The organism is Pseudarthrobacter phenanthrenivorans (genome assembly GCF_000813845.1).
GTDB lineage: Bacteria > Actinomycetota > Actinomycetes > Actinomycetales > Micrococcaceae > Arthrobacter > Arthrobacter phenanthrenivorans_B.
The window spans coordinates 89,806-101,198 of record NZ_JWTB01000020.1 but is presented as its reverse complement, the minus strand read 5'-3'; the positions used below and the strand labels follow the sequence as shown (position 1 = coordinate 101,198).

11 protein-coding genes are annotated in these 11,393 nt (G+C 67.2%); 1 reads left to right on the top strand and 10 read right to left on the bottom strand.

The features are described from left to right. On the top strand, positions 1 to 400 hold a 400-nt coding region (locus tag RM50_RS11380; protein ID WP_430929405.1), incomplete at its 5' end, for an LGFP repeat-containing protein. Positions 401 to 458: 58 nt separating this feature from the next. Here RM50_RS11380 and RM50_RS11375 read toward each other — a convergent pair. The 10 genes from RM50_RS11375 to RM50_RS11330 all read right to left on the bottom strand — a co-directional run bounded on the left by RM50_RS11375 (position 459) and on the right by RM50_RS11330 (position 11,391). Continuing rightward, positions 459 to 1,283, bottom strand: a complete 825-nt coding sequence (locus RM50_RS11375) for an IclR family transcriptional regulator (RefSeq protein WP_043452661.1) — start codon at positions 1,281 to 1,283, stop codon at positions 459 to 461. 83 nt (positions 1,284 to 1,366) lie between these two features. Beyond that, entirely contained in the window at positions 1,367 to 2,623 is a 1,257-nt protein-coding gene (locus RM50_RS11370) for an aminopeptidase P family protein (protein WP_043452628.1), read from the bottom strand. Between the two features lie 88 nt (positions 2,624 to 2,711). Further along, the gene (locus RM50_RS11365; protein ID WP_043452627.1) at positions 2,712 to 4,082 is read right to left on the bottom strand and encodes an MFS transporter; all 1,371 of its coding nucleotides are present in this window, start codon (positions 4,080 to 4,082) and stop codon (positions 2,712 to 2,714) included. A gap of 276 nt (positions 4,083 to 4,358) precedes the next feature. Next, complete coding sequence (fdxA, locus tag RM50_RS11360) at positions 4,359 to 4,679, bottom strand: ferredoxin (RefSeq protein ID WP_043452626.1); 321 nt, start codon at positions 4,677 to 4,679, stop codon at positions 4,359 to 4,361. Between the two features lie 4 nt (positions 4,680 to 4,683). Beyond that, positions 4,684 to 6,153: an aldehyde dehydrogenase family protein gene (locus RM50_RS11355; RefSeq protein ID WP_043452624.1), complete on the bottom strand. Its 1,470-nt coding sequence runs from the start codon at positions 6,151 to 6,153 to the stop codon at positions 4,684 to 4,686. Between the two features lie 28 nt (positions 6,154 to 6,181). Continuing rightward, entirely contained in the window at positions 6,182 to 6,982 is an 801-nt protein-coding gene (locus RM50_RS11350; RefSeq protein ID WP_043452623.1) for an SDR family oxidoreductase, read from the bottom strand. Continuing rightward, positions 6,982 to 7,932, bottom strand: a complete 951-nt coding sequence (locus tag RM50_RS11345) for a dihydrodipicolinate synthase family protein (RefSeq protein ID WP_043452621.1) — start codon at positions 7,930 to 7,932, stop codon at positions 6,982 to 6,984. Before RM50_RS11345 ends, RM50_RS11350 begins: the two co-directional genes overlap by 1 nt. Before the next feature lie 44 nt (positions 7,933 to 7,976). Further along, complete coding sequence (locus RM50_RS11340; RefSeq protein ID WP_043452619.1) at positions 7,977 to 8,780, bottom strand: enoyl-CoA hydratase-related protein; 804 nt, start codon at positions 8,778 to 8,780, stop codon at positions 7,977 to 7,979. Then, the gene (locus tag RM50_RS11335; protein WP_043452617.1) at positions 8,777 to 10,030 is read right to left on the bottom strand and encodes a CaiB/BaiF CoA transferase family protein; all 1,254 of its coding nucleotides are present in this window, start codon (positions 10,028 to 10,030) and stop codon (positions 8,777 to 8,779) included. Before RM50_RS11335 ends, RM50_RS11340 begins: the two co-directional genes overlap by 4 nt. Then, a complete protein-coding gene (locus RM50_RS11330) occupies positions 10,027 to 11,391 on the bottom strand; it encodes an FAD-dependent oxidoreductase (protein WP_043452616.1) in 1,365 nt (454 codons plus the stop codon). The genes RM50_RS11335 and RM50_RS11330 overlap by 4 nt, the downstream gene beginning before the upstream one ends. Positions 11,392 to 11,393 lie beyond the last annotated feature (2 nt).

The following is an 11,393-nucleotide window of genomic DNA, read 5'->3' as shown; positions in this document are numbered from 1 at the left end:
CGGCGGCGTCTACCAGAACTACCAGGGCGGCGCCATCATCTGGTCACCGGCTACAGGAGCCCACATTTCCGTAGGCGCAATCCGGGGAGCTTGGGCAGCCACGGGATTCGAGAACGGTAAGCTCGGCTACCCGGTCACGAATGAAGTGGGCGGCCTCAGGGACGGCGGCGTCTACCAGAACTACCAGGGCGGCGCCATCATCTGGTCACCAGCCACAGGGGCCCACGTTTCCCTGGGCGCGATCCGATCCATCTGGGCCTCCACGGGCTATGAATCGGGCCGTCTCGGCTACCCCACCAGTGACGAGTACGCGACGGGCGGTGATGGGGGCGTGGCCCAGAACTACCAGGGCGGCGTGATCCATGTGAGCCGCACCGGCTCCTACATCACCTGGTTCTAGGGTCCCCTGCGGCGGGGACGGCGTTCCGCGGCGGAAAAGGGCGGCCGGTACGGCAACATCAGGTTGCAGGCCGGCCGCCCAGCCGCGTGGTGACCTTGGCGGCTGCGGCCACACAGGCATCCCCGAGGCTTTCGAACTGCTCCTTCGACACCCTGAAGCGGGGCGCCGGGATCAGGACGGCAGCCACCACGTCCCCGCGGTGGTCACGGACAGGCGCCGCCACACCCACCTCGTCCATGGATGATTCCCCGTAGTTCCCGGCCCATCCCCGCTGCGCAACGTCGTGGAGCCTGGCCTCGTAAGCCGCCAGCCCGGCGTCGTCCAGTCCCGGAAAACTGATGGTGCCGCTCCGGAGCAGTTCCCGCACCCGCTCAGCGGGCAGCGTGGACAGGAACACCTGGACGGAGGCGCTCATGGCGTCGCGGTAGCGGGCGCCCAGCGGCGTGGTGTGCTTGATTTGGTGGTGGCTGGCGATTTGCTCGACGCAAATGGCCTCATCCCCGTTCCACAGCATGAGGGCGCTGGTTTCGCCGGTCTGCTCGGTCAACTGGCGCAGGACCGGATAGGCCACGCGCCGTTCCTCCATCTCCGCCAGGAGCGGCCCGGCGACGGCGATCAGGCCCAGGCCCAGCCGGAACCGCTTGGTTTCCGGGTCCCGTTCCACCAGGTTTTCCTGCTCGAAGGTTGCCAGGATCCGGGAAACGCTGCTTTTGTGCATGCCGACGCGGTTGGCGATTTCCGTAACCCCCAGCAGCGGTTCGTCCGCGGTGAAGGTGCGCAGGACGGCGATGGCATTGACGACGACGGACGCGCCCTTGGCGTCCGTCCCGCCGCTGGCGCCGGTTCCGTTGCCGTTGGTGTCGGAGGTTTGTGCAGGAGTCATGGTGGACACTATCTTTCCCTATCGCTGGCAGGGGACGCCGAAAGCGGCGCCGTGCTGCACGGCGCCGCTTCCAGGGGCGGGGCTTATGCCCCGATGATGTTGTGTTCCGGACCGAACGGGAACTTGGTGATGTTTTCCACCGAGTTGTCCTCGCCGATGACCAGGATGTCGTGCTCGCGGTAGCCGCCGGCGCCCGGCAGGCCGTCCGCCACCGTGATCATGGGCTCCATGGAGACCACCATGCCGGGCTCCAGGACGGTGTCGATGTCCTCGCGCAGTTCCAGCCCGGCTTCCCGTCCGTAGTAGTGGCTCAGGACACCGAAGGAGTGGCCGTAGCCGAAGGTGCGGTTGGCCAGCAGGCCGTGGCTGATGTAGATCTCGTTAAGTTCGGCGGCGATGTCCTTGCAGACGGCACCGGGCTTGATGAGTTCCAGTCCGCGGCGGTGCACCTCCACGTTGATGTTCCACAGTTCCAGCGAACGCTCGTCCGGCTGGCCCAGGAAGAGGGTGCGCTCCAGGGCCGTGTAGTAGCCGGAGGTCATGGGGAAGCAGTTCAGCGAGAGGATGTCGCCCTGCTGCAGCTTGCGGGTGGTGGCCCAGTTGTGGGCGCCGTCGGTGTTGATGCCGGACTGGAACCAGACCCAGGTGTCGCGGACTTCGCGGTGGGGGAAAGTCTTGGCGATCTCATGCACCATCGCTTCGGTGCCGATCAGGGCGACCTCGTACTCGCTGATGCCTTCCCGGATGGCGGCGCGGATGGCCTCGCCGCCCAGGTCGCCGATGCGGGCGCCGTGCTTGATAACCTCGATTTCCTCGGCGGACTTGATCATGCGCTGGCGCATGGCGTCCTGGGAAACGTCCAGCAGCTGGGCGCCGGGGAAGGCTGCGGCGATCTTTTCGCGGGTCAGGCCGGGGAGGAAGTCGTCCTCGACGCCGATCCGGTTGGCCTTTACGCCGCGCTGGCGCAATGCCTCCTGCAGGCCGAAGTAGAAGTTGTCGCGGCGCCAGTCGGTGTAGACGATGTTCTCGCCGTAGGAGGTGCGCCACGGCATGCCGGCGTCGATGTTGGCGGTGACGGTGACCGAGTCATCCGCGGTGACGACGAGGGCGTAGTTGCGGCCGAACGTGGTGTACAGGAAGTCAGAGTAGTACTTGATGCCGTGGTAGCTGGTGAGGATAACGGCGTCCAGGTCCTTGGCGGCCATGATCCGGCGCAAGCCGCCGAGGCGGCGCTCGAACTCCGCGTCAGAGAACGTGAGCTTGCCCTTGGAACCGATGTGCAGGACCTTGAGGCGCTCGAGTTCGGCGATGGAGGACGCGTTGTCAGCGGTGATAGTCACGAAGATGTGCCTTTCTAATGGGTGCCGGCCGCTGATGTGCAGCCGGTGTTGGTTTGCGTAATGAGGATGGTTTGTGGAGACCTCTTGGTCAGAGGTGCTTGAGGGGCTTCCGCGACGTCTCGGCGGCGAACAGCACCGCCGTGAGGGACACGGCAGCGGCGGCCACGAGGTACCAGCCGGGCGCCAGCTTGCTCTGCGTCATGCCGATCAGAAGGGTGGCCATGAACGGGGCGGTGCCGCCGAACAGGGCGTTGGAGAGGTTGAAGCTGACGGCGAAGCCGCTGTACCGGACCTTGGTGGGGAACAGTTCCGCCAGGAAGCTGGGCAGCGTTCCGTCGTTCAGTGTGAGCATGCCGCCCAGCAGGATCTGGATCAGCACGATCACCAGGAAGTTGCCGGTGTCCAGCAGCATGAAGGCGGGAACGGTCAGCAGCATGAACAGCACTGACGCGGTGATCAGCATGCGCTTGCGGCCGAAGCGGTCCGACGCGATGCCGGTCAGGAAGATGAAGCCGATGTAGCTGGCCAGGGCGATGGTGGTGGCAAGGAAGGACTCGGTGGGTCCAAAGCCCAGTTCCTCGGAGAGGTACGTGGGCATGTAGCTGAGGATGACGTAGAACCCGACCGCGTTGAGCAGCACGGCGCCGCAGGCGATGATGAGCTGCTTGCGGTAGGTCCGGAACATGTCCAGCGCCGGTGCCTTGGGAGCGGATTCCTCCTGGTCAGCCAGGGCGCGGAAGGCCGGGGTGTCCTCCAGCTTGGTGCGGATATAGCGGCCGATCAGGCCCATGGGAGCCGCCAGCAGGAACGGCAGCCGCCAGCCCCACTCGTGCAGTTGGTCAGTGCTCAGGACCGAGCTGAGGAGCGCCGCGATCAGTGAGCCCAGGAGCAGGCCTGCCGCGGTGCTGGCAGGGACGACGGCGGCGTAGAGGCCGCGGCGATGGGCCGGCGCGTATTCCACCAGGAAGGCCGACGCCCCGGCGTACTCCCCCGCGGCCGAGAAGCCCTGGACCACGCGGACCAGCAGCAGCAGGACCGGGGCCAGCAGTCCGATGGTTCCGTAGCCCGGGATGAGGGCGATGCAGAACGTGGAGACGGACATAATGACGATGGACAGGGACAGGGCTTTGCGCCGGCCGAGCTTGTCGCCGATGTGGCCCCAGAAGAAGCCGCCCAGGGGACGGACGAAGAACGAGATGGCAAAGACGGCGAAGGTGGCCAGCAGCGCGGTCTGCCGGTCGGCTTCGGGGAAGAACACTGAGGAAATAACTGCGGCCAGATAGCCGTACACCGCGTAATCGAACCATTCGACGAAGTTGCCGATGAAGCTGGCGGTGACGACCCGGCGTCGTACGTCCTTGCCGGCCACAGCACTGCCCGCGCCCTGGCCTGCCCGGGCCGAAGGGTTGGCGTCAGCGGCAACCACTCCTGCCCCGGGTGAGTTTTGTTCGGTACTCATGAAACCACCAATAAAAGTTGGAGTTGCATTGCTTGCAACGTGGTTGTTTCAAGATAGGCGGTGACGCGCAACACAGTCAATAGGTTTCTTAATGATTAATCGCCGATGTAGCGGCCACCTCAACCGCGATCTCCGCAGCTTGGTTCGCAGCCCGCACGCAAAGCCTTCATTGCACCAAAAGCAACAGCGTTGTAAGAAGAGTGAAGCACGGGGTTTAAACGCAGCAATGGCCGCCAAGCGAAGGGCTTGACGGCCATTGAAGGGAAGTGCTGGGTGCTACAGGGCAGGAACGGGTTCCCCTGCTATCACCGGGTGGTCCCGGTGCAGGTTCCCCAGGGCCGACGCCCCCTGCGGTGACCCCAGGTCGGAGAAGAACTCCACGTTCGCCCTGACGTAGTCGGCCCATTCCTCCGGCACGTCGTCGGAGTAGTAGATGGCTTCAACAGGACAGACGGGGTCGCAGGCCCCGCAGTCCACGCATTCTGCCGGATGGATGTACAAAGAGCGCTCGCCCTCGTAGATGCAGTCGACAGGGCATTCCTGGATGCACGCCTTGTCCTTCACGTCCACACAGGGCTGGGCGATCACGTACGTCATGGAGCTAGACGCCCGTGTAGACGGTCTTGCCCCACGTGAAGAATTCCAGGGCGGACCGGCCCTGCTCCCGGAAGGTGTTGGTGGAGGAGTCCTTGACGCCGCCGAAGGGAACATTGAGGTCCAGGCCTGCCGTGGGCCGGTTGACCTTGATGACGCCGGCCTGGGCCCGCGCCGCGAAATCCGTTGCCAGCGCGAGGGAGTCGGTGCAGATGCCGGCGGTGAGGCCGTACCGGGAATCGTTGATGGCTGCCAGGCCTGCTTCGTAATCGGGGACCTCCAGGACGGCCACCACCGGTCCGAAGATCTCTTCGGTCACGGCGGGATCGTCGAGGGCCAGGTTGGTGAGCACGGCGGCGGGAAAGAACAACGCGTCGGAGGAATCGCCGTCGTACTGTCCGTGCAGGAGAGTGGCACCACGTTCGACGGCGCCGCGCACCGCCGCCTGGTCCTGCTCGAACTGCTGGGGGCTCACCACGGCGCCCATAGCTGATTCAAGCCCGTCACCCGGCGTGTACTTGGCAGCCTCCGCCACCAGCGCGTCCAGGAAAGCTGACCGTACGCCGGGGGTGACGTACACGCGGGACGTGGCGGTGCAGGCCTGGCCGGTGAGGCCGAAGGCGCCGGCGGCAACCACCTGTGCTGCCTTGCGGGGATCGGCATCGTCCAGGACCAGGACGCCGTTCTTGCCTCCCATTTCCAGCTGCACCCGGGCTCGCCGGCCGTTGAGGATCTCCTGCAGGCCCAGGCCCACGTGGGTGGACCCGGTAAAGGACATCCCGGTAATGCGCGGATCACGGGCCAGGGCATCACCCACCACGCGGCCCTTGCCGTGCACCACGTTGAAGACGCCGGCCGGCAGTCCCGCATCCTGCAGGGCGCGGGCCAGATGGGTGGCGGAGAGCGGTGTGAGCTCAGCGGGCTTGATCACCACCGCGTTGCCGCTGATCAGCGCCGGCGCCGTTTTCCAGGCGGGGATGGCGATGGGGAAGTTCCAGGGGGTGATGAGGCCCACCACGCCGAGCGGTTCGCGGCGGGTGGTGATGGTGGTGTCCGGCAGGCCGCTGGGCAGCACTTCGCCGCTGGCTGCCCAGCCGAGCGAGCCGAAGAAGCGCAGCACGTCGGAAGCGCGCTTCACCTCACCTTTGGCTTCGGCCAGGGTCTTGCCTTCCTCGCGCACCAGGTCCTCGGCAATCGCGGCCTGGCGTTCGATCAGCAGGTTCCCGGCGGCCAGGAGGATGGCGCCGCGGGAAGGGGCGGGCAGCGCGGCCCAACCTGGTTGCGCCGCTGCGGCGGCGGTGATGGCCGCGTCCACGTCCTGGGCGGTGCCGCTGGGTGAGAGTGCCGCCAGTTCGTCCGGCCGGGCGGGGTTCATGCGCCGGGTTCCCGCCTGGCCCAGCCACTGGCCGTTGATGAGGTGCTGGGCGGTCAGGTGTGCGTGCGTAGTGGTACCGGGGTCAAGTGCGGTGGAAGTCATGGTGTTCCTTCGGACGAGGGTGGGTGGGCTAGAGGCTGCGGATGAGGCCGCCGTCGCACCGCAGTGCCACGCCGGTGATGTACGACGCCGGTGCGCTGCACAGGAAGGCGGCAGCGGCACCGAATTCGGCGGGTTCCCCATACCGCCGCGCGGGGATGGTTTTGCGGGATTCGAGCCGGATCTCCTCCAGCGTGGTGCCGCGGCGTTTGGCCGCTGCCTGGTCCAGTTCGGTGACCCGGTCGGTGGCGATCCTGCCGGGCAGGAGCAGGTTGACCGTGACGCCATCCAGCGCCACCTCTGCCGCCAGGGTCTTGAGGTAGGCGGCCAGCGCGGCGCGGCCGGTGTTGGAGATTGCCAGGTTGGGCAGCGGCGCGGCCACGCCGCTGGAGCCGATCGCCAGGATCCTCCCCCACCGCCGTTCGCGCATGCCCGGCAGGGTGTGGGACACGATAGCCTGGTGCGGCCTGACCAGGGTGTCGAACGCCGCGGAGATGTCCCCGGAGCCCAGGGTGGCAGCGGCGCCGGGCTTGGGTCCGGGGCCGTTGAGGACCAGGATGTCGATGGGTCCCAACCCTGATTCGGTCTTCGCTACGGCCTCCTCAACGCCCCCAGGGGCGGTGAGGTCGGCTTCGACGGCGGTAGCCCCGAAGCCGGGAAGGCCACCATACGCCGCCTCAAGTTCTGCCACGATCTCCTGCGCCCGGTCCCGCCGCCTGCCCACAATGGCAACCTTGGCCCCTTCCGCGGCCAGCGCCCGCGCCACGGCGAGCCCCAGCCCGCCGGTGGAAGCCGCCACGAGCGCCGTCCTGCCGGATATGTCCAGGTCCATCAGAGGCTCCCGGTCCGGCTCAAAGGCGTGCCCATCTTCAAGGCGACGTCCGCTTCGCGGAGATGGACCTCCATGGCATGGCGCAGGTGTTCCGGGAAAACGCCCGACGGCGCCCGGACTCCTGCATCCCGGATCCAGCCCCGTTCGCGGAGGCACTCCTTGCGGATGGCCAGCGCCACCCTGGCCTGCTGCTCGAAGTTGATGAGCGGCAAGTACGGCACCAGTTGGGCGGCCGCGGCTGCGTAGCCTTCGCGCTGCCAGGCCCGGACGCACGCGATAAGCGCCTCCGGGTAAGAGAAACCGGTCATGGCACCTGCCGCGCCGGCCAGGAGTTCGTCCAGCAGGCCCTGGCCACCGAGTCCGCCGAACACGGAGACCCCTGTAGCGGCGGTGAGCTCTGCGATGGCGACGCTGGTAGGAGGCGCCTCCGCCTTGATGGCGATGACGCAGGGGCTTGCCTTGACTGCGGTGACCAGAGCTGCGGTGGGAATGGCAACACCGCTGGCCAGGGGGTAGTCCTGGAGTACTACCTTGGCTCCCGTGGCCCGGTGGATGGCGTCCAGATGCGCAGCAACGACGTCCGGTTTTGCCGAGTTGGCCTGCACCATCACCGCGGCGAGCCGGGGGCCGGCGATCTGCTGGGCCGCACGGATTTCCTCAATGGCCGGACGGGTGGCCAGGGCGGTTACCCCCACCACCAGTGGCAGCCCGGTGCATTCGACGGCGATTTCCAGGACCTGGCGGCGTTCCTCCCCCGTCAGGGCAGCTGCTTCCCCGAAAACGCCAAGGACGGTCAGGCCCGTGGCGCCAATGGTTTCGTAGCGTTCCACGAGGTCCGAGAGGCTGTCCAGGTCCACGTCCAGGGTGCTGCCCTGGAACGGGGTGGCAACGACGACCCAGACGCCGGGGGCAAGTGATTCACGATTTTCAGGCGCGACGGATTGCGGCATGAGTGGTCCTTCTATTAGTGGAACTCTGAGGGGGAAACGGGTAGTCAGCAGCCGGGCCACACGGGCGGCCGTTTTTCCTGGAAGGCGCGGACTCCCTCTGCGGAGTCGCCGCTGTCCAGCGCGGCCATAAGTGCCGGGAGGCGCAGGCCGCGCGCTTCGGCGGCCGTCAGGTGCGAAGTCCGGACGGCCATCTGCTTGACCGCCCGGACGGAGGTGGGTGCGCAGGCGAGGATCTGGTCCAGCCAGCGCTGCACGGCGTCGTCGAGCTCAGCAGCCGGAACCACCTCGTTGACCAGGCCCATGGCCCGCATCTCGGCGGCGTCGGCTTTCCGGCCCGTGAGCAGCATGCCCATGGCCTGGGTGTAGGGGACGCGGCGCACCAGCTGGTGGATGCCACCGTCGAGCGCCAACCGCCCCACCCGGGGCTCCGTCAGTCCAAACCTGGCGCTGTCCGCGGCCACCACAATGTCCGCGCCGAGGACCATTTCCATGCCGCCGCCCAAGGCGTAGCCGTTGACCCTGGCGATGACGGGGACGTCCAGGGTGGTGCGCAGGCTCAATCCGCCGAAACCGTTGGGGTCCAGGCCGGCCCAGTACTCCAGTCCCGTCTTGTCCACCGCCGAGGCGGACATGTCGGCTCCGACGCAGAAGGCTTTGGACCCGGCACCGGTGACCACCACGGCCCGCACGGACGGATCCTGTTCGAGCTGTTCCCAGATCCGGTTGAGCCGCTCCCAGGCGGTCCCGTCCACGGCGTTCAGGACGTGCTGCCGGTCGATGGTGACGGTTGCAACGCCGTCATTGATCCTCAGGGTGACCTCGTCAACCCGCTGCGCCACGGCCGTCACCGCAGGACCCCCAGCTGCTGGAGACGCTCAATGGTGTCCCGGTCGAACCCGTTCTCCAGCAGGACCTCCACATTGTGCTCGCCCAGGCGCGGTGCCGCGCGGCGGATGGTGGGCGGGGTGGCGGAGAGCCGGATGGGGGCGTTGAGCATTTTCACCGTTCCCACGCGCGGGTGTTCCGCTTCCACGATCATGCCGTTTGCCTCGGTCTGGGCGTCGGCGAGCGCCTGTTCCAGGGTGTGGACGGGGGCGTTGAGCAGCCCCTGTTCTTCCAGTTTCCCGGTCCAGTACTCGGTGGTGTTGCTGGCGAAGTGCTCCCGGAAGATGGCCTGCAGCGCGGGCTTGTTCTTGAACTGCTGCTCCAGCGTAGCGAACCCGGGCCGTTCGGTGAGGTCCTCGTCCAGGCCCAGGGCGTCGGAGATCCGGGCCAGTGGGTCAGGGGTGAAGCCGCCCACCATGCACACGGCGCCATCGGTGGTTTCGAAGACGCCGCTCAGCGGCATGGCACCCCAGTTGACCTCGTAGCCGCGGTTGAGCTGCATGCAGGCCTCCTGCATCTGCAGGTGCAGCATGGAGTCGTACATGGTCACCTCCACCTTCTGGCCCACTCCCGATGCCTGCCGGGTGCGCAGCGCCAGCAGGATGCCCTGCATGAGGTGCATGCCCGTGATGTAGTCGCAGAGGGTGGTGGGGTAGATGGCCGGCTTCTGGTCATCCGACTCGCGGCGCCACATCACGCCGGAGTAGGCCTGGGCGATGGCGTCCTGGCCGCCCTTGTGCGAGTACGGTCCCACGGGGCCGAAGCCGGTGCCGGAGGCCCAGACGATGCCCGGGTTCTGCGCTTTCAGGTCCTCGTAGCCGAAGCCCATCCGCTCCATCACGCCGGAGCGGAAGTTGCTGACCACCACGTCGGCGTCGGCCAGGAGCCGGTGCAGCACCTCACGGCCTTCGTCGGTCCGGGTGTCCACGGAGACGCTGCGCTTGTTGCGGTTAATGGACAGGAAGATCGGGTTGTCCTGGCCGTCCTGGTCCGGGAAGGAATTGCGGGAGATGTCGCCTGCTCCGGGACGTTCCACCTTGATGATGTCCGCGCCGTAGTCGCCCAGCAGCTGGGTGCAGGACGGGCCCATGAACACCTGGGTGAAGTCCACGATCCGGATGCCTTCCAGCGGAAGGGGCACCGGTGACTCAGCAGCCTTGGCGCCTGCCGCCGTCGTAAGTTCCTCCACCCGCTCTGCCGTTGCCGCGCTCATGCCGGCACCGCCGCATCGGAATCGATGGTGGCGTTCGACGACGGGACGTCGCCGGGGTCGGCGCCGTGCCGGCGCATGCCCTGCTGGATGTCCGCTGCCGCCACGTCGCGGACCAGCACGCCCGATTCGACGGCGAGGGCTGCGGCGACGCCGACGGCCTGGCCCATGGCCATGCAGGGCGGGATTTCGCGGGACATCTTCTGCGCTTCGGGGGTGGCGGAGTAGTGGCGGCCGGCCACCAGCAGCTGGTCCACTTCCTTGGGCAGCAGTGAGCGGTAGGGGTAGTAGTAGTCGCGGCCGCGGGCCACGCTGTCCTGGAAGTGGCGGCGGGAGGTGACGTCGTCCTTGGTCATGACGTACTCGCCCTGCAGCAGGCGGGTCTGGCGGACACCCATCTGGGAGGCGACGTCCAGCATGTAGCACTTCTCGAAGCCGGGCAGGTTGGCGCGGACATAGTCGACGGCCTCGGAGATCTTGTCCCGGGCGGCGAATTCCGCGGCGGTCATGTCCGCCGGGTCCACGCCGTCGTATCCGGTCATGTGCGGGGCGTTGCACCAGACCACGCCGTCGATGGGGGTCTTCAGCCACCACAGTTCCCAGGCACCGCCCAACAGGCGCTTGATCTTCCGGTTGATGGCGCGGGCTTCCTTGGGGTTGGCCTGTTCGAAGGCCTCGGCGGCTGCCGTGTCCACGTTGCCCAGCCGGAAAACCAGGGTGATGAGGTAGTTGTCCTTGGCGTAGCTGGCCCCGGCGCGGGAGGCAACATCGATGTCGCCGGTGGTGTCGATGACCACGTCCGCCATGAAGGCCTGCGGGCCAAGCTTGGTTTCGCAGACCACGCCCTTGATCACGCCGTTGTCCACGATGGGGCGGGAGAACCAGGAGTGCAGCCGCAGTTCCACGCCGGCCTCACGGACCAGGTCGTTGGAGACCCGCTTCCACCCGTCAGGGTCGAACGCGGCGGCGTAGCAGATGGGTTTGGGGGTGGTGTGGGAGTGGAAGTCGAAGGTGCCGAAGCGGCCCCACTTGTTCCACAGTTCCTCCGAGGTGCGGCGGTCTTCGGCGGGCGGGACGATGGCCAGGCCCAGTTTCTGCAGCCGTTCCACGTATTCGGACACGATGCCGGTCACGGTGATGTCCTGGCCGTTGATCATGTCGTCCAGGACCAGCACCATGCCGCCGGAGGCCAGGCCGCCCAGGGAGGAGTAGCGCTCCAGCAGGGTCACCTTGGCGCCGGAGCGGGCGGCGGTGACGGCCGCGGCCACACCTGCGGGGCCACCACCAACCACCAGGACATTGGACCGGGAGATCACCGGGGCGGTGAGGTCCGCCGTTGTAGTGCTGAGTTCGAGCGTGTTCATGG